Origin of the sequence: Pseudomonas palmensis (genome assembly GCF_017848315.1) — a bacterium.
In the GTDB taxonomy this organism is placed as follows: Bacteria; Pseudomonadota; Gammaproteobacteria; order Pseudomonadales; family Pseudomonadaceae; genus Aquipseudomonas; species Aquipseudomonas palmensis.
This window is the reverse complement of the sequence record NZ_JAFKEC010000001.1, coordinates 237,486-255,376: the sequence shown is the minus strand read 5'-3', so window position 1 is coordinate 255,376 and position 17,891 is coordinate 237,486. Positions and strand designations below refer to the sequence as shown.

General features: G+C 63.7%; 13 protein-coding genes and 1 pseudogene. 7 read left to right on the top strand and 7 right to left on the bottom strand.

From position 1 onward, the window contains the following. Nucleotides 1–267: 267 nt before the first annotated feature. The 3 genes from ntrC to glnA form a co-directional block, all read right to left on the bottom strand. Complete coding sequence (ntrC, locus tag JZZ72_RS01125; protein WP_043862194.1) at nt 268–1,704, bottom strand: nitrogen regulation protein NR(I); 1,437 nt, start codon at nt 1,702–1,704, stop codon at nt 268–270. Beyond that, entirely contained in the window at nt 1,701–2,786 is a 1,086-nt protein-coding gene (gene glnL, locus JZZ72_RS01120) for a nitrogen regulation protein NR(II) (protein WP_043862193.1), read from the bottom strand. Before glnL ends, ntrC begins: the two co-directional genes overlap by 4 nt. A 384-nt stretch (nt 2,787–3,170) precedes the next feature. Beyond that, nucleotides 3,171–4,577, bottom strand: coding sequence for a glutamate--ammonia ligase (glnA, locus tag JZZ72_RS01115; RefSeq protein WP_043862192.1), 1,407 nt, complete (start codon nt 4,575–4,577; stop codon nt 3,171–3,173). A 331-nt stretch (nt 4,578–4,908) separates the two neighbouring features. Between glnA and thiI the strand changes: the two genes are divergently transcribed. Next, the gene (thiI, locus tag JZZ72_RS01110) at nt 4,909–6,363 is read left to right on the top strand and encodes a tRNA uracil 4-sulfurtransferase ThiI (RefSeq protein WP_043862191.1); all 1,455 of its coding nucleotides are present in this window, start codon (nt 4,909–4,911) and stop codon (nt 6,361–6,363) included. A gap of 128 nt (nt 6,364–6,491) precedes the next feature. Further along, a complete protein-coding gene (gene typA, locus JZZ72_RS01105; protein ID WP_210013908.1) occupies nt 6,492–8,312 on the top strand; it encodes a translational GTPase TypA in 1,821 nt (606 codons plus the stop codon). A 158-nt stretch (nt 8,313–8,470) separates the two neighbouring features. Here the strand turns inward: typA and JZZ72_RS01100 are convergent, their stop codons facing one another. Continuing rightward, nucleotides 8,471–8,875 (bottom strand): YkgJ family cysteine cluster protein, encoded by a 405-nt coding sequence (locus JZZ72_RS01100; RefSeq protein WP_043862189.1) that lies wholly within the window; start codon nt 8,873–8,875, stop codon nt 8,471–8,473. Between the two features lie 199 nt (nt 8,876–9,074). On the opposite strand from JZZ72_RS01100, the gene JZZ72_RS01095 reads away from it, so the two are divergent. The 3 genes from JZZ72_RS01095 to JZZ72_RS01085 all read left to right on the top strand — a co-directional run bounded on the left by JZZ72_RS01095 (nt 9,075) and on the right by JZZ72_RS01085 (nt 13,277). Then, on the top strand, nt 9,075–11,525 hold the full coding sequence (locus tag JZZ72_RS01095; protein WP_058541651.1) for a glycogen/starch/alpha-glucan phosphorylase: 2,451 nt from the start codon (nt 9,075–9,077) through the stop codon (nt 11,523–11,525). Nucleotides 11,526–11,666: 141 nt separating this feature from the next. After that, on the top strand, nt 11,667–12,677 hold the full coding sequence (locus tag JZZ72_RS01090) for a class 1 fructose-bisphosphatase (RefSeq protein ID WP_043862187.1): 1,011 nt from the start codon (nt 11,667–11,669) through the stop codon (nt 12,675–12,677). A gap of 3 nt (nt 12,678–12,680) precedes the next feature. Next, nucleotides 12,681–13,277 (top strand): DUF924 family protein, encoded by a 597-nt coding sequence (locus JZZ72_RS01085; protein WP_043862186.1) that lies wholly within the window; start codon nt 12,681–12,683, stop codon nt 13,275–13,277. An 86-nt stretch (nt 13,278–13,363) separates the two neighbouring features. Here the strand turns inward: JZZ72_RS01085 and JZZ72_RS28180 are convergent, their stop codons facing one another. Together JZZ72_RS28180 and JZZ72_RS28175 are read right to left on the bottom strand one after the other, a co-directional pair. Beyond that, nucleotides 13,364–14,089, bottom strand: a complete 726-nt coding sequence (locus tag JZZ72_RS28180; protein ID WP_374755530.1) for a methyl-accepting chemotaxis protein — start codon at nt 14,087–14,089, stop codon at nt 13,364–13,366. Between the two features lie 132 nt (nt 14,090–14,221). Beyond that, a pseudogene (locus JZZ72_RS28175) lies at nt 14,222–15,256 on the bottom strand (HAMP domain-containing protein); the annotation flags it as partial. A 229-nt stretch (nt 15,257–15,485) separates the two neighbouring features. On the opposite strand from JZZ72_RS28175, the gene bamE reads away from it, so the two are divergent. After that, complete coding sequence (gene bamE / locus JZZ72_RS01075) at nt 15,486–15,740, top strand: outer membrane protein assembly factor BamE domain-containing protein (RefSeq protein ID WP_043862184.1); 255 nt, start codon at nt 15,486–15,488, stop codon at nt 15,738–15,740. Then, a complete protein-coding gene (locus tag JZZ72_RS01070) occupies nt 15,737–16,312 on the top strand; it encodes a lipocalin family protein (protein ID WP_058541650.1) in 576 nt (191 codons plus the stop codon). Before bamE ends, JZZ72_RS01070 begins: the two co-directional genes overlap by 4 nt. 91 nt (nt 16,313–16,403) lie before the next feature. Here the strand turns inward: JZZ72_RS01070 and JZZ72_RS01065 are convergent, their stop codons facing one another. Then, entirely contained in the window at nt 16,404–17,768 is a 1,365-nt protein-coding gene (locus JZZ72_RS01065; RefSeq protein ID WP_210013906.1) for a formimidoylglutamate deiminase, read from the bottom strand. Nucleotides 17,769–17,891 lie beyond the last annotated feature (123 nt).

The following is a 17,891-nucleotide window of genomic DNA, read 5'->3' as shown; positions in this document are numbered from 1 at the left end:
GGGGATTCCCCGGCCTGCCTGTACCAAGGTCCCCAAAACTGGGTTGTGCTTAGGTATATGCAGGGGGTGTGCCAAGTTGGCCTGGGGCAATGGAACCTGGGGTTTTGCTGGGTTTGATGCGGTTGTGAGGGGTGTTTTTGCCTTCAGGCGGTGCAGCGGGGGCAGGCATGGTGCAGCAATGGGGCAAGCTGTTCGCCGGCAAGGCCGGCTCCTACAGGTACGGCGGCGTTTGTAGGAGCCGGCCTTGCCGGCGAAGAGGCCCCTGAGTCATGCCTCGTCGTCGCCCTCGTCGTCCCCGCCGTCGACCTTCATGCCCAGTTCCTTGATCTTGCGCGTCAGGGTGTTGCGCCCCCAGCCCAGCAGCACCGCCGCATCGCGCCGCCGCCCGGCGGTGTGCTTGAGCGCCGTCTCGATCATGATCCGCTCGAAACTCGGCACTGCACTGTCCAGCAGGTTCGACTGGCCACGGCTCAGCGCCTGGTCGGCCCACTGGCGCAGCGCCTGCTCCCAATTGGTCACCGGCGCCGCGTCCTGCGGCAGGTTCAGCAGCTCCGGCGGCAAGTCGCCGATATGCACCTCGCGCCCCGAGGCCATCACAGTGATCCAGCGGCAGGTGTTCTCCAGCTGGCGCACGTTGCCCGGCCACGGCAGGTTGCGCATGAACTCCTCGGTCTCCGGCTTGAGCAGCTTGGGCTCCACCGACAGCTCCTGCGCCGCACGCCCCAGAAAGTGCCGGGCCAGGGTCGGGATGTCTTCGCGGCGGTCGGCCAGGCGCGGGATGTGGATGCGGATCACGTTCAGGCGGTGGAACAGGTCTTCACGGAACTTGCCGGCCTGCACCAGGGTTTCCAGGTTCTGGTGGGTGGCGGCAATGATGCGCACGTCCACCTTCACCGGCACATGCCCGCCCACCCGGTAGAACTCGCCATCGGCCAGCACGCGCAGCAGGCGGGTCTGGGTGTCGGCCGGCATGTCGCCGATCTCGTCGAGAAACAGCGTGCCGCCGTCGGCCTGCTCGAAACGCCCGCGGCGCAGGTTGGCCGCGCCGGTGAACGCGCCCTTTTCATGACCGAACAGCTCGGACTCCATCAGGTCCTTGGGGATCGCCGCCATGTTCAGCGCGATGAACGGCGAGGCGGCGCGCGGGCTGTGACGGTGCAGGGCGTGGGCCACCAACTCCTTGCCGGTGCCCGATTCGCCGTTGATCAGCACGGTGATGTTGGAATGGCTGAGCCTGCCGATGGCGCGAAACACCTCCTGCATGGCCGGCGCTTCGCCGATGATTTCCGGGGTGCGGGTCAGCGCCTGGGGCTCGGCCATGCCCTGCTGTTCCTGGGCGTGCTGGTTGGCGCGCTTGACCAGCGACACTGCCTCGTCCACGTCGAATGGCTTGGGCAGGTACTCGAACGCGCCGCCCTGGTACGAGGCCACGGCGCTGTCCAGGTCCGAGTGCGCGGTCATGATGATCACCGGCAGACGCGGGTGCTGCTCGCGGATCTGCGCCAGCAGGTCCAGGCCGCTGGCACCGGGCATGCGAATGTCGGAGATGATCACGTCCGGCTGCTGGCGGGCCAGGCGGCTCATGACCCCATCGGCACTGTCGAAGCTCTGGGTGGTCATGCCTTCCTGTTGCAGGGCTTTTTCCAGGACCCAACGGATGGAGCGGTCGTCGTCGACGATCCAGACGGTTTCGCTTCGGCTCATGAAGAAGTGGCTCCTTGTTCCAGCGGCAGGAAGATCGAGAAGGTGGTGTGGCCAGGGTGGCTGTCACATTCGATCAGGCCCTGGTGCTGGCTGATGATGTTCTGGGTGATGGCCAGGCCCAGCCCGGTACCGTCCGGGCGACCGCTGACCATGGGATAGAAGAGGGTGTCCTGCAGTTCCGCGGGTATGCCCGGGCCGTTGTCGATGATTTCGATGCGCGCCACCAGGCGGTGGCGGGTGTGGCCGATGGTGAACTGGCGCATGGCGCGGCTGCGCAGGGTGATGCGGCCCAGGCGCAGCTCGTTCTGCCCGCTGATGGCCTGCATGGCGTTGCGCACGATGTTGAGCACGGCCTGGATCATCTGCTCGCGGTCCACCAGCACGTCGGGCAGGCTCGGGTCGTAGTCGCGCACCAGGGTGATGCCGCCCTGGCTTTCGGCCTCCACCAGGCTGCACACGCGCTCGAGCACTTCGTGGATGTTGGTCATGGCCAGCGACGGCAGTTTGTTGGAGCCGAGCATGCGGTCGACCAGGTTACGCAGGCGGTCGGCCTCTTCGATGATGACGTTGGTGTAGTCCTTGAGGCCGTTGTCGGGCAGTTCGCGGGCCAGCAGCTGCGCGGCGCCACGGATGCCGCCCAGCGGGTTCTTGATTTCGTGGGCCATGCCGCGCACCAGCATCTTGGTGGTTTCCTGCTTGGACAGCTGCGCCTCTTCCTTGGTGATGCGCAGCAGGCGGTCGCGCGGGTGCACTTCGAGCAGCAGCAGGGTGCGGCCGTGGTTGAGGATCGGGGTGACGGCGTAGTCGACGGTCAGGGTCTGGCCGGTGAGGGCGGTGAGCATGGCTTCGCGCTTGGTGAACGGGTGCGCGTGCTCCACGGCCTGGCGCAGCGAGTTGAGCGCTTCGGTCGATTCGGTGAACAGCTCGCTGATGAACTGCCCGTGGCTGCGCTGGCCGCTGATGGCCAGGAGCATTTCCGCTGCCGGGTTCATGTACTCCAGGCGCAATTCGGCATTGAGCAGAATGGTGGCAGTGGTCAGGTTGTCCAGTAGCAGTCGGTGCAGTGCATCGCTGATGGTCATGGGGCGTCGTTGACCTCTTTTGGCACAGTACCGCCCTGATCGGGGCCAGGGTGGCGCGCGCTGGTAATCGGCTGATGCCAGGAAAATGCAAGAACCAAACCAAGGCTCCGAAAAGAAGCGCAATTCCCTGAAACCGGGCCCTGGCTGCGCAAAAAATGACTGAGTTAACAGGTTGCAGGCTGTTTTTGAACCAAAATGGGCTGTTGGTGCAGGGGTAGCGCTGCCTTGTGCACCATTGTAGAGCACTGCTGACTTCATCGCGGGTCAAGCCCGCTCCCACTGGTTTGTGGCAGCGGGCTTGACCCGCGATGAAGTCAGCGCAAAAAAAAGGCCTCCCGAATGGGAGGCCTCTCTCGTTACGCCGCGTGAGCGAGCGTCACTGGCTTAGCAGCTGTAGTACAGCTCGTATTCCAGTGGGTGTACGAAGGTGCGCACCTTGATTTCTTCTTCGCTTTTCAGGGCGATGTAGGCATCGATGAACTCGTCGGAGAACACGCCGCCCTTGGTCAGGAACGCACGGCCCTTGTCCAGCTCTTCCAGGGCTTCCTTCAGGCTGCCACAGACCTGCGGGATCTCTTTGGCCTCTTCAGGCGGCAGGTCGTACAGGTTCTTGTCGGCGGCATCGCCTGGGTGGATCTTGTTCTGGATGCCGTCCAGGCCGGCCATCAGCAGCGCAGCGAAGGCCAGGTACGGGTTGGCCGCCGGGTCCGGGAAGCGCGCTTCGATACGGCGGGCCTTGGGGCTCGACACGTAAGGAATGCGGATCGAGGCAGAACGGTTGCGTGCCGAGTAGGCCAGCATGACCGGGGCTTCGAAGCCCGGGACCAGACGCTTGTAGGAGTTGGTCGACGGGTTGGTGAAGCCGTTCAGGGCCTTGCCGTGCTTGATGATGCCGCCGATGAAGTACAGGGCGGTATCGGACAGGCCGGCATAGCCTTCGCCGGCGAAGGTGTTCTTGCCGTCTTTCCAGATCGACATGTGCACGTGCATGCCCGAGCCGTTGTCGCCGTACAGCGGTTTTGGCATGAAGGTAGCGGTGCGGCCATAGGCGTCGGCAACGTTGTGCACGACGTATTTCAGGGTCTGAACTTCGTCAGCTTTTTTCACCAGGGTGTTGAACTTGACGCCGATTTCGTTCTGACCGGCAGTCGCCACTTCGTGGTGGTGCACTTCGACGACCTGGCCCATTTCTTCCAGTGCGTTGCACATGGCAGTACGGATCTCGTGGTCGTGGTCGAACGGCGGAACCGGGAAGTAGCCGCCCTTGACGCCTGGACGGTGGCCCTTGTTGCCACCTTCCACGTCCTGGTCGGACATCCACGAGCCCTGCTCGGAGTAGATCTTGAACATCGAGCCCGAAATGTCGGACTTGAACTTCACTTCGTCGAAGATGAAGAACTCAGGCTCAGGGCCTGCGAATACGGTGTCGCCGATGCCGGTGGAGCGCAGGAACTCTTCGGCCTGCTTGGCGATGGCGCGCGGGTCGCGGTCGTAGCCTTGCATGGTCGACGGTTCGATGATGTCGCAGACCAGGATCAGGGTCGGCTCTTCGGTGAACGGGTCGAGCACGGCGGTGGAGTCGTCCGGCATCAGGATCATGTCGGAGGCTTCGATGCCTTTCCAGCCAGCGATGGAGGAACCGTCGAACATCTTGCCGGCTTCGAAGAAGTCGTCTTCCAGCGCGTCACGGGCTGGCATGGTGACGTGGTGCTGGGTGCCCTTGGTGTCAGTGAAGCGCAGATCAATCCATTTAACGTCATGATCTTTGATGAGTTGAACCGACTTCGACATGGTGTCCTCCGGGTGGGGTAGAGCGTGCCTGTGCAGCCCTTGTAATTTGGGTGATGCCGGGCGCGAATAGTCGGCCAAGGCAACCTGCCTCACAAGGGAGCAAATTGCATGCCAGTGCCCCGAGTTGGGTTTTTCGCCCCATTCTCACGCGTTTACGGGTGCCAACGGCGCCTCAGGGGTTTTTCCTGCACCCTTAGGAGGCGTTTTTTCGTTTGAGTGACCCAAAATGGTGCACGTGAAACCTTCTGTACAAAAGTTGCTCAAAGCTTGAGCGAATTCCGCTATAATCCGCGCCCCTTCTTTTTCGGCTGGCCACGCGCGCGCTGTTTTCATGAAACTAATCGTCAAAGTCTTTCCAGAGATCACCATCAAGAGCCGCCCGGTTCGAAAGCGCTTCATCCGTCAACTGGGCCGCAACATCCGCACCGTGCTCAAGGACCTGGATCCTGCGCTCGCGGTCGATGGTGTCTGGGACAATCTGGAGGTGGTCACCCGCCTGGACGACGAGAAGGTGCTGCGCGAAATGACCGAGCGCCTGAGCTGCATGCCGGGCATCGCGCATTTCCTCCAGGTCGATGAGTACCCGCTGGGCGACTTCGACGATATCGTCGCCAAGTGCAAGACGCATTTCGGCCACCTGCTGGCCGGCAAGCACTTTGCCGTGCGCTGCAAGCGCGGCGGCCACCATGATTTCAGCTCGATGGACGTCGACCGCTATGTCGGCAGCCAGCTGCGCCAGCAGTGCGGCGCCGCCGGCATCGACCTGCGCAACCCCGAAGTGGAAGTGCGCATCGAGATCCGCGACAAGCGCCTGTACGTGATCCACAACCAGCACAAGGGCATCGGCGGCTACCCGCTGGGCGCGCTGGAGCAGACCCTGGTGCTGATGTCCGGCGGCTTCGACTCCACCGTGGCGGCCTACCAGATGATGCGCCGCGGCCTGATGACCCACTTCTGCTTCTTCAACCTGGGCGGCCGTGCCCACGAGCTGGGCGTGATGGAAGTCGCGCACTACCTGTGGAAGAAGTACGGCAGCAGCCAGCGCGTGCTGTTCGTCAGCGTGCCGTTCGAAGAGGTGGTGGGCGAGATCCTCGGCAAGGTCGACAACAGCTACATGGGCGTGACCCTCAAGCGCATGATGCTGCGCGCCGCCACCAACATCGCCGACCGCCTGCAGATCGACGCGCTGGTCACCGGCGAGGCGATTTCCCAGGTGTCCAGCCAGACATTGCCCAACCTGGCGGTGATCGACTCGGCCACCGAGAAGCTGGTGCTGCGCCCGCTGCTGGCCAGCCACAAGCAGGACATCATCGACCAGGCCAATGAAATCGGCACCGCCGAGTTCGCCAAGCACATGCCCGAGTACTGCGGCGTGATCTCGGTGAACCCGACCACCTGTGCCAAGCGTCACCGCGTCGACCATGAAGAGAAGCAGTTCGACATGGCCGTGCTCGAGCGCGCCCTGGAACGCGCCCGCCTGGTGTCCATCGACCACGTGATCGATGAACTGGGCCAGGATATCCAGATCGAAGAAGTCAGCCAGGCGCTGGCCGGGCAGGTGGTGATCGACATTCGTCACCCCGACGCCCAGGAAGACCAGCCTCTGGAACTGGACGGCATCGAGGTCAAGGCCTTGCCGTTCTACGCCCTCAACAGTCGCTTCAAGGAGCTGGACCCCACGCGCCAGTACTTGCTGTATTGCGACAAGGGAGTGATGAGTCGCCTGCATGCCCACCATCTACTGAGTGAGGGGCATGCCAATGTGCGCGTTTATCGTCCGACATAAGATGCCGGGGTTGTATGGCGGCAGTATCCGCCATCGCCCTCCCGACCGACGAGCCCGTTGAGCGCCGTTCATTCACATTCGCCGCCTAGACTGGGCGGCAACCCGAATCCTCTGATCGAGATACACAAGTGATCGAAAATCTACGCAACATCGCCATCATCGCCCACGTTGACCATGGCAAGACCACCCTGGTAGACAAACTGCTGCGTCAGTCCGGCACCCTGGAGCGCAACGAGCTCAACGACGAGCGCGTGATGGACTCCAACGACCAGGAAAAAGAGCGCGGCATTACCATTCTGGCGAAAAACACCGCCATCAACTGGAACGGCTACCACATCAACATCGTGGACACCCCGGGCCACGCCGACTTCGGTGGTGAAGTAGAGCGCGTGATGTCGATGGTCGACTCCGTGCTGCTGCTGGTTGACGCCCAGGACGGCCCTATGCCGCAAACCCGTTTCGTGACCAAGAAGGCTTTCGAAGCCGGCCTGCGTCCGATCGTGGTGATCAACAAGGTCGACCGTCCGGGCGCGCGTCCTGACTGGGTTCTGGACCAGATCTTCGACCTGTTCGACAACCTGGGTGCCACCGACGAACAGCTGGACTTCAAGGTCGTCTACGCCTCGGCCCTGAACGGCATTGCCGGTCTGGACCACACCGAAATGGCCGAAGACATGACCCCGCTGTACCAGTCGATCGTCGACAACGTGCCAGCGCCAAGCGTCGACCGCGACGGTCCGTTCCAGATGCAGATCTCGGCACTGGACTACAACAGCTTCCTGGGCGTGATCGGTGTTGGCCGCATCGCCCGTGGTCGCGTCAAGCCGAACACCCCGGTTGTGGCCATCGACGTTGACGGCAAGCGCCGCAACGGTCGTATCCTCAAGCTGATGGGTCACCACGGCCTGCACCGCGTCGACGTCGAAGAAGCCCAGGCTGGCGACATCGTCTGCATCAGCGGTTTCGACGAGCTGTTCATCTCCGACACCCTGTGCTCCCCGGACGCAGTCGAGGCGATGAAGCCGCTGACCGTCGACGAGCCGACCGTTTCGATGACCTTCCAGGTCAACGACTCGCCGTTCTGCGGTAAGGAAGGCAAGTTCGTCACCAGCCGCAACATCAAGGAGCGTCTGGACAAGGAGCTGCTGTACAACGTTGCACTGCGCGTTGAAGAAGGCGACTCGGCCGACAAGTTCAAGGTATCGGGCCGTGGTGAGCTGCACCTGTCGGTACTGATCGAAACCATGCGTCGCGAAGGCTTCGAAATGGGTGTTGGTCGTCCGGAAGTGATCATCCGCGAAGTCGACGGTGCCAAGCACGAGCCGTTCGAGAACGTCACCATCGACATCCCTGAAGATTCGCAGGGCAAGGTCATGGAAGAAATGGGCCTGCGTAAAGGCGACCTGACCAACATGGTGCCGGATGGCAAGGGCCGTGTACGTCTGGAATACAACATTCCAGCCCGTGGTCTGATCGGTTTCCGCAACCAGTTCCTGACCCTGACCAACGGTGCAGGCATCCTGACCTCGATCTTCGATCGCTACGCGCCAATGAAGTCCGGCCACATGTCCGGCCGTCAGAACGGCGTACTGGTATCGGTAGAGACCGGCAAGGCGCTGACCTACTCGCTGGAAACCCTGCAGGCGCGCGGCAAGCTGTTCGTCGAGCACGGCCAGGAGATCTACAACGGTCAGATCGTCGGTCTGAACAGCCGTGACAACGACCTGGGCGTCAACCCTACCAAGGGCAAGAAGCTCGACAACATGCGTGCTTCGGGCAAAGACGAAACCATCGCTCTGGTACCACCTGTTCGCTTCACCCTGGAACAGGCCCTGGAATTCATCCAGGACGACGAGCTGTGCGAAGTCACGCCCAAGTCGATCCGTCTGCGCAAGAAGATCCTGGACGAAGGCGAGCGTACCCGCGCTGCCAAGAAAGCCAAGAACTGAGTTAGCTCAGGCTGAATGAAAACGCCCCCGGTCGAAAGGCCGGGGGCGTTTTTTGTTTGTGCAAGGCCTGAAACTTGCGCTGGCCGAATCGCGGGTCAAGCCCGCTCCCACAGGTAAATGCACAACCTTGTGGGAGCGGGCTTGACCCGCGATGCTTTTCAGCGGGCCACGGGCTTTGGCTTGTACGCGCAGTACCCCGGCCGCGGGCCGATCCTTGGGTGGTTGCGGCAGGTGTCGGGGCGCTTGTCGTAAATGGTGCAGAACCGCGTCTTGCGGTCCAGGTACAGGCAATCGTCGTTGCTCATGCGCTGCAAGGTGAAGATCCCGGACTTCTGGTTGAAGCGCTCGACGATCCCATCCTTCTGCAGGCGCTTGGCGATGTTCTTGGGCGGCTCGCCCCGTTCGAATTCGTCCACCACGCCAATGCGGATCAGATCCGTGAGCTTGACCTCCACCGGCAGGGTGCAGCAACTGGACATGCAGCCCCCGCACATGTGGCTGGAATACCTCTGCCAGGTATCCAGGCGGTCGAGTTCGGCGGCGGCAATCAGGGTCGGTTTCATCAGGTTCGGTTTTCAGATGGTCGGGTGGGCGCGCGATCATACCGGAGTTGGTCAAAATGTGAACAACCATTTGCCGGGTTCGTGCCAACCCGGTACCGCTTTTGCACAGAAACAAACGAACCCGCGCTACCGCGCCCGGTCGAACCGTCTAGGCTGAGAAATCCCCATCCGCATTCGTCAACTTGCCCGAGGACGTCGTATGTCTCAGGAACCACTCGCACGTGACGCACAGGTGGCTGCCTTTCGCACCGCTGTACTGGAAAAACTGACCTATGCCGTCGGCAAGGACCCCGAGCACGCCTTCGACCACGACTGGTTCGAGGCCATTGCCCTGGCCGCCCGCGACCACATGGTCGACCACTGGATGGACCACACGCGGCAGATCTACCGCAAGAGCCAGAAGCGCGTCTATTACCTCTCCCTCGAATTTCTCATCGGCCGCCTGCTGTACGACAGCCTGAGCAACCTCGGCCTGCTGGACATCGCCCGTGAAGCAATGACCGGGCTGGACGTGGACCTGGAGCGCATCCGCCTGCTCGAACCCGACGCGGCGCTGGGCAACGGCGGCCTCGGGCGCCTGGCGGCGTGCTTCATGGAGAGCATGTCGACCCTGGGCATTGCCGCCCACGGCTACGGTATCCGCTATGAGCACGGGCTGTTTCGCCAGGCCGTGGTCGACGGCTGGCAGCAGGAGCAGACCGAAAACTGGCTGGATTTCGGCAACCCCTGGGAGTTCGAGCGTGCCGAGGTGATCTACCCGATCAGTTTCGGCGGCAGCGTCGAGACCCGGCACGACGAATCCGGCCAGCCGCGCCAGGTGTGGTGGCCGGCCGAAACGGTGCGTGCGGTGGCCTACGACACGCCCGTGGTGGGCTGGCGTGGTGCCAGCGTCAATACCCTGCGCCTGTGGCGCGCACGGGCCCTGGAAGAGCTGCACCTGGAGCGTTTCAATGCCGGCGACCACCTGGGCGCGGTAGCCGAAGTGGCCCGTGCCGAGAGCATCTCGCGGGTACTGTACCCGGCCGACAGCACCGAGGCCGGCCAGGAGCTGCGCCTGCGCCAGGAGTACTTCTTCGTCTCGGCCTCGCTGCAGGACCTGCTGCGCCGCCACCTGAACATGAACCCCACGCTGCTCAACCTGCACGAAAAGGCCGCCATCCAGCTCAACGACACCCACCCCTCGATTGCCGTGGCCGAGCTGATGCGCCTGCTGGTGGACCAGCACGAACTGCCGTGGGACACCGCCTGGCAGCTCACCGTCGACACCCTGGCCTACACCAACCACACCCTGCTGCCCGAGGCGCTGGAAACCTGGTCGGTGGGGCTGATGGAGCGCATGCTGCCGCGCCACATGCAGATCATCTACCTGATCAACGCCTTTCATATCGACGCGCTGCGGGCCAAGGGCATCCATGACTTCGACGTGCTGCGCGCGGTGTCGCTGATCGAGGAGGACAACGGCCGGCGGGTGCGCATGGGCAACCTGGCGTTCCTCGGGTCGCACAGCGTCAACGGCGTGTCGGGGCTGCACACCAAGCTGATGCGCAGCACCGTGTTCGCCGAACTGCACAAGCTCTACCCCGAGCGGATCAACAACAAGACCAACGGCATCACCTTCCGCCGCTGGCTGTACCAGGCCAACCCGCCGCTCACCCGCATGCTGGTGGAGGCGCTGGGCCCCGAGGTGCTGGACGACCCCGAGAAGCACCTGCGGCGCCTCGAACCGTTCGCCGACAAGCCGGCGTTTCGCAAGGCCTTCGCCCAGCAGCGCCTGCACAGCAAGAAGGCCCTGGCCAACCTGATCCAGGAGCGCCTGGGCATCACGGTCGACCCCGAGGCGATGTTCGATGTGCAGGTCAAGCGCATCCACGAATACAAGCGCCAGTTGCTCAACCTGCTGCATACCGTGGCGCTGTACCAGGCGATCCGCGCCGAGCCGGGCACGCACTGGGCGCCGCGGGTGAAGATCTTTGCCGGCAAGGCCGCCGCCAGCTATCACCAGGCCAAACTGATCATCAAGCTGGCCAACGACATCGCCAGGGTGGTCAACAACGACCCGACCGTGCGCGGGCTGCTCAAGGTGGTGTTCCTGCCCAACTACAACGTGAGCCTGGCCGAGAGCATCATCCCGGCGGCGGACCTGTCCGAGCAGATCTCTACCGCCGGCTACGAGGCCTCGGGCACCAGCAACATGAAGTTCGGCCTCAATGGCGCGCTGACCATCGGCACCCTGGACGGCGCCAACGTCGAGATGTGCGAGCAGGTGGGGGCCGAGCACATGTTCATCTTCGGCCTGACCTCCCAGCAGGTGGAGGCGCGCAAGCGCAGCGGCGATTTCGGTGCCAGCTCCGCCATCGGCGCCTCGTACCGGCTCAACGACGTGCTCCAGGCGATCCGCGGCGGGGTGTTCTCGCCGGACGACCCGGCGCGCTACGTGGGGCTGATCGATTCACTGGTGCCGTATGACCGCTTCCTGGTGTGCGCCGACTTCGATGCCTACTGGGAGGCCCAGCGCCGCGTCGAGGAGCTGTGGCACGACCCCCAGCAGTGGTGGCGCTCGGCCGTGCTCAATACCGCGCGCATGGGCTGGTTCTCGTCGGACCGCACCATTCGCGAATACGCCGGGGAGATCTGGAACGCGCTGGAGTAGGCGCCTGGCATCGGGCCCGGGGGCGTGAACCTTCGGGCCGATGTGTCGTCTGATCGGGCGAGCATGTCCTATTGCTCGCTAGCGCTTCACTCTCCCTGTAAACTGCGTGGGTTTTTTCTACCCCATCCTCCGGAGCCTTACATGTCCCGCGTTACCCTGAGTCGCTATCTGATTGAGCAGACCCGCAGCAACAGCACCCCTGCCGATCTGCGCTTCCTTATCGAAGTGGTGGCGCGTGCGTGCAAGGAAATCAGCCACAACGTGTCCAAGGGCGCCCTTGGCGGTGTGCTGGGCAGCATGGGCACTGAAAACGTGCAGGGCGAAGTCCAGAAGAAACTGGACGTGATTTCCAACGACATCCTGCTCGAAGCCAACGAGTGGGGCGGCCACCTGGCCGGCATGGCGTCCGAAGAGATGGACAATGCCTACCAGATCCCGGGCAAGTACCCCAAGGGTGCCTACCTGCTGGTATTCGACCCGCTGGACGGTTCGTCGAACATCGACGTCAACGTCTCGGTCGGCACCATCTTCTCGGTACTGCGCTGCCCCAACGAGTACCTGAGCCAGAACGAAAGCCTCAACGAACAGGCCTTCCTGCAGCCGGGCACCAAGCAGGTGGCCGCCGGTTACGCGATCTACGGCCCGCAGACCATGCTGATCCTGACCCTGGGCAACGGCGTCAAGGGCTTCACCCTGGACCGCGAGCTGGGCAGTTTCGTGCTGACCCACGAGAACATCCAGGTGCCGGAAACCACCGCCGAGTTCGCCATCAACATGTCCAACCAGCGCCATTGGGAAGCCCCGGTGACCCGCTATGTGGGCGAACTGCTGGCTGGCGAGACCGGCCCGCTGAAAAAGAACTACAACATGCGCTGGATCGCCTCGATGGTTGCCGACGTGCACCGCATCCTGACCCGTGGCGGCCTGTTCATGTACCCGCGCGATGCGCGCGAGCCATCCAAGCCGGGCAAGCTGCGCCTGATGTACGAAGCCAACCCGATGTCGTTCATCATCGAACAGGCCGGCGGTGCTTCCACCGACGGTCGCCAGCGCATCCTCGACATCCAGCCCGAGAGCCTGCACCAGCGTGTGGCGGTGTTCCTGGGTTCGAAGCAGGAAGTCGAGCGCGTCACCGGTTATCACCAGGAGTAAATCATGCTCGCACCTTGGCAGCCGTTGCTGGAGTGGTGGTTCGGCTGGGGCACCAGCCCCCAGGCCGTGGCTGACGAGAAGAGTACGCTGTGGTTCGGCAAGCACCACGACGACGAGGCGCGCGAGCGCTTCGGCGAGCTGGCCGCGCAGGCGCTGGCCGGCGAGCTGGACGAATGGCTGGCAAGCCCCCAGGGCTGGCTGGGCCTGGTGCTGCTGCTGGACCAGCTGCCCCGCATGATCCACCGCGACACGCAGCACGCCTTCGATGGCGACCGGCGTGCGCAGGTGCTGGTGATGCAGGGCCTGGACAAGGCCTGGGACTACCAGCTGCTGCCGATCCAGCGGGTGTTCATCCTGCTGGTGCTGGAGCATGCCGAGGTGCTGGACTGGCAGAACATCAGCATCGAGCGCTATCAGTTGCTGCTGGATGCGCAGCCGGACAGTGACCGGCGCCTGTTCGAAGGTTTCCTGGACTATGCCGAGCAGCACCAGCGGGTGATTGCGCGGTTCGGCCGCTTCCCGCACCGCAACCTGGTGCTGGGGCGCCCGAGCACCGATGAAGAGATGGACTTTCTGCTGGAGCCGGGCTCGCGGTTCTGAGCTGAACCCAATCGCGGGTCAAGCCCGCTCCCACTAGGACTATCGCTGTCCTTGTGGGAGCGGGCTTGACCCGCGATTGTTTCACCCTAGATCCTGAAGCTGCCCACCAGCTGCTTCAACCTGTCCACCTGGCTCTGCAGGTCATTGCAGGCCCGCAGCGTCGCCTGCAAATTCTCCACCCCTTCCTGATTCAGCGTATTGATCTCGGTGATGTCGACATTGATCGATTCCACCACGGCCGTCTGCTCTTCGGTGGCGGTGGCCACCGACTGGTTCATCCCGTCGATTTCGCCAATGCGCACGGTCACGCTGCCCAGGCGCTCGCCGGCCTGGTTGGCAATGCCCACGCTGTGCTCGCTCTGGCGCTGACTCTCGGTCATGGTGCCTACCGCCACCTGTGCGCCGGCCTGCAACTGCTCGATGATCTTCTGCACCTGTTGCGCCGAGTCCTGGGTACGGTGGGCCAGATTGCGCACCTCGTCGGCCACCACCGCAAACCCGCGACCGGCCTCGCCGGCACGTGCCGCCTCGATGGCCGCGTTCAGTGCCAGCAGGTTGGTCTGCTGGGAAATGCCGCTGATCACCTCGAGAATCTGACCGATGTTCACCGTGTTGGCGTTGAGCGTCTCGATATGGGTGCTGGCGTCGCTGATCTTGCTCGACAGCTGGTTCATCACCGCAATGGTCTGGTCGACCACCTGCTGGCCGTCCTCGGCCAGGTTGCGTGCTTCGCTGGAGTGCTGTGAGGCAAGGGCGGCGTTGTGGGCGATCTCATGGGCGGCGGCGCCCAGCTGGTTGATCGCCGCCGCCACGCTGCTGGTGCGGCCCGACTGCTGGTCGGCATTGTGGATCGACGCGTTCGAGGCGCTGACCACGCGCAGGGCCACTTCATTGACCCGACCGGTGGCCGAGGACACTTCGCTGATCGAGTTGTGGATACGTTCCACGAAGCGGTTGAACGAGGAGCCCAGCGCGCCGAACTCGTCATGGGCATGAATGCGCAGGCGCCGGGTCAGGTCGCCTTCGCCTTCGGCGATATCGTGCATGGCGCGGCCCATCACATGCAGCGGCTCCATCAGGACGCGGATCAGCACGCCGAGCAAGGCGATGATGATCAACACGGCGATGGCCGTGGCCACGATGGCCGAGGTACGAAACTCGCCGAGCATGGCAAAGGCGTAGTCCTGGTCGACCACCATCGCTACGTACCAGTCGGCCGAAGGCACGCCGTTGACGCGGGTGAAGCTGATGAACTGCCGGCGCCCGTCCTGCTCGACTTCCTTGAGGCCGCTACCCGGCTGCGGCGTGCCCTGCGGGTAGGCATCGGCCAGGCGCTTGAGGGTCAGCGAGCTGTCCGGGTGGATCAGGATCTTGCCCTCGGCATTGACGATGAACGCCAGACCGTGGCCGTCGAAGTTCAGCGAGTTGATGATGCTGGTGATGGTGTCCAGGTCGGTGTCGGCACCGCTGACACCGATCAGGCGGCCAGCCTGCTGCACCGGGGTGGCAATGGTGATCACCAGCTTGCCCGAGGAGGCCGAGACGTAGGGTTCGGTAACGATGCTGCGCCCGGCCTCGCTGGCGCCCTTGTACCAGCCGCGTACCCGCGGGTCGTAGTCGGCGGCGCGGTTGCCCGTGGGCACCGATTGCATGCTGCCGTCCTGGCCGCCGAAGTAGGTCAGGGTGAAGTTGCTGGCATACACCGGCAACGCCATCAGCCGGTCCAGGCTCGGCTTGCCGGGGCCATCCACGGCCACCTGCTGGGCAAACGAATGCTGCAGCTGGATGCGGCTCTGCAGCCAGGTCTGGATGTTGCTGGTGGTAAGGCTGCCGAGCTCCTGCATCGTGGCCTCGGTGTTGCTGCGCAGCGACTGGCGCTGGCGGTAATCGTTGAACAGGATGAAACAGGTAAACGCCACCGCGACCACGAGGGCGGCGGCCAGCAGGATCTTGTGGCTGAACTTCAGGTTTTTGGTCATTGCGAGGTCTGTCTGCACAAGGCGGTCAACGGGGAGGGCGCGGCGAAACGTCGCAGCGCCCTCCTGTGTCGTCCGCGCCGGGCAAAAAATGAGGCGGATGTGCGACTAGTCGACAAATGGCAACGATAACCGTGCAGGTAAATGGGGTTGCCGGGAACCGGATAGGGGTTTTTGCTTCTAAGCTCGAGTCAGGCCCCGTGCTTGCACCCTCATGTTCAGGAGTGACCCCATGTCGTTGCGTTCCCTCGCCCTGTTGTCGTTGTGCGTGTTGCTGGCCGCATGCAGCAAGATCAACCAGGAAAATTATTCCAAGCTCCAGGCCGGCATGCCCAAGGCCGAGGTCGAGCGACTGCTGGGCAGCCCCACCGAGTGTTCCGGCGCGCTGGGCATGACCAGTTGTACCTGGGGCGACCAGAAAGCCTTCATCAGCGTGCAGTACGCCGCCGACAAGGTGCTGATGTACTCGGGGCAGGGTCTCAAATGAAACGCCTGCCCCTGCTGTTGAGCCTGTGCGCCGGCCTGCTGCTGACCGGTTGTGCGCATTCGCGCGACGACGGGCCGTTGCCGCCCAAGACCGTCGACAGCGTCGACCTCAAGCGTTACCAGGGCAAGTGGTTCGAGCTGGCGCGGTTGCCGATGTTCTTCCAGCGCAATTGCGCGCAGAGCGAAGCGCATTACAACCTCAAGCCGGACGGCACGGTGGGCGTGCTCAACCGCTGCATCACGCTCGAGGGCGAGTGGGAGGAGGCCAGTGGTACGGCGACGCCACAGGTGCAGGGCAAGACCGACAAGCTGTGGGTGGAGTTCGACAACTGGTTCTCGCGGTTGCTGCCGGGGGTGACGAAGGGCGATTACTGGGTGCTGTACGTGGACAAGGACTACCAGACGGCACTGGTGGGCAACCCGGACCGCAAGTACCTGTGGATACTGTCGCGCACGCCGACGATTCCGGCGTTGGAGCGCGAGAGCCTGCTGGCGCGGGCGCGTCAGCAGGGGTATGACACCACGCGGCTGATCTGGCGCGTCTCCGACCGCGATATCGCGCAAAAACGGTAACGGCCCTTTCGCCGGCAAGGCCGGCTCCTACAGGCGGTGTCGAACCTGTAGGAGCCGACCTTGCCGGCGAAGGCCGCGCTGCGGTTTGAGATCAGCCCAGCACTTCGCGAAGCACCCCGGCAAACGCCCGCGCGCTCACCTCATCACCCGCATGCCGCCCCTGCTTGACCACCCACTTGCCATTGACCATCACATCGCGCACCTGCCGGTCGCCGCCGGCAAACAGCCAGCGATTGAGAACCCCGTCCCCGCTCGCCGTGGCGATATACGGATCGGCCCCATCCAGCACGATCCAGTCGGCCCGCCTGCCCACCGCCAGTTCGCCAACCGGCTGCCCCAGCGCCTGCGCACCACCGGCCAGGGCCGCATCGAACAGGGTGCGCCCCACCATCGGCTGATCGGCCCCATGCAACCGGTTGCGCCGCTGGTCGCGCAGGCGTTGGCCATACTCGAGCCAGCGCAATTCCTCCACCACGCTCAGCGACACATGGCTGTCCGAGCCGATGCCCATGTGCCCGCCCTGGGCCAGGTAGTCGACCGCAGGGAAGATGCCGTCGCCCAGGTTGGCCTCGGTGGTCAGGCACAGGCCGGCCACCGCCTTGCTGCGCGCCATGGCGCTGACTTCGTCGGGCTCGGCGTGGGTGGCGTGCACCAGGCACCAGCGCTGGTCGACATCGACGTTTTCATACAGCCACTGCAACGGCCGGCGGCCACTCCAGGCCAGGCAGTCGTCGACTTCCTTCTGCTGTTCGGCAATGTGGATATGCACCGGGCAGGCCTTGTCACCGGCAGCCATGACCTGGGCGATCTGCTGCGGGGTGACCGCGCGCAGGGAGTGAAAGCACAGCCCCAGGCGCTGCGCCGGTTGCTGGGCGAGCAGCGGCGCCAGTTGCGTGTGCAGGTGCAGGTACTGCTCGGTGCCGTTGATGAAGCGACGTTGCCCATCATTGGGCGCCTGCCCGCCGAAACCCGAGTGGCTGTACAGCACCGGCAGCAGGGTCAGGCCGATGCCGGTGTCGGCGGCGGCCTGGCTGATGCGCAGCGACAGTTCGGCCGGGTCGGCATAGGCCTTGCCCTGGGCGTCATGGTGCACGTAATGGAATTCGGCCACCGAGGTGTAGCCGGCCTTGAGCATCTCGATGTACAGCTGGCGCGCGATGATGCCCAGTTGCTCGGGGCTGATCCGGCCCACCAGCCGGTACATCAGCTCGCGCCAGGTCCAGAAGCTGTCGTTGGGGTTGCCGGCCACTTCCGCCAGGCCGGCCATGGCGCGCTGGAAGGCGTGCGAGTGCAGGTTCGGCATTCCCGGCAGCAACGGCCCGGCCAGGCGCTCGGCGCCATCTGCCGAGGCGCCTGGCTGTACGCAGTTCAACAGGCCGTCGGGGCCTGTCTCGATTCGCACGTTTTCTGCCCAGCCTGTAGGCAACAAAGCACGTTCGGCAAAGAACACGGACATCGGTACGCCACCCTTTTCTGGTTATTTGTATATACATATACAGACGTTTGCCTGCCCGGTAAACTGCGGCACTCTACCGGTCATACTCATCACCAAGGATTTTTGCCGTGTCGACACCTCCTG

Coding starts and splice junctions, on each gene's coding strand:
- glnL (WP_043862193.1), bottom strand. CDS start 2,786: ATGACCATCAGCGATGCACTGCACCGACTGCTACTGGACAACCTGACC.
- thiI (WP_043862191.1), top strand. CDS start 4,909: ATGAAACTAATCGTCAAAGTCTTTCCAGAGATCACCATCAAGAGCCGC.
- bamE (WP_043862184.1), top strand. CDS start 15,486: ATGTCGTTGCGTTCCCTCGCCCTGTTGTCGTTGTGCGTGTTGCTGGCC.
- JZZ72_RS01085 (WP_043862186.1), top strand. CDS start 12,681: ATGCTCGCACCTTGGCAGCCGTTGCTGGAGTGGTGGTTCGGCTGGGGC.
- JZZ72_RS01070 (WP_058541650.1), top strand. CDS start 15,737: ATGAAACGCCTGCCCCTGCTGTTGAGCCTGTGCGCCGGCCTGCTGCTG.
- glnA (WP_043862192.1), bottom strand. CDS start 4,577: ATGTCGAAGTCGGTTCAACTCATCAAAGATCATGACGTTAAATGGATT.
- JZZ72_RS01100 (WP_043862189.1), bottom strand. CDS start 8,875: ATGAAACCGACCCTGATTGCCGCCGCCGAACTCGACCGCCTGGATACC.
- JZZ72_RS01090 (WP_043862187.1), top strand. CDS start 11,667: ATGTCCCGCGTTACCCTGAGTCGCTATCTGATTGAGCAGACCCGCAGC.
- JZZ72_RS01095 (WP_058541651.1), top strand. CDS start 9,075: ATGTCTCAGGAACCACTCGCACGTGACGCACAGGTGGCTGCCTTTCGC.
- ntrC (WP_043862194.1), bottom strand. CDS start 1,704: ATGAGCCGAAGCGAAACCGTCTGGATCGTCGACGACGACCGCTCCATC.
- JZZ72_RS01065 (WP_210013906.1), bottom strand. CDS start 17,768: ATGTCCGTGTTCTTTGCCGAACGTGCTTTGTTGCCTACAGGCTGGGCA.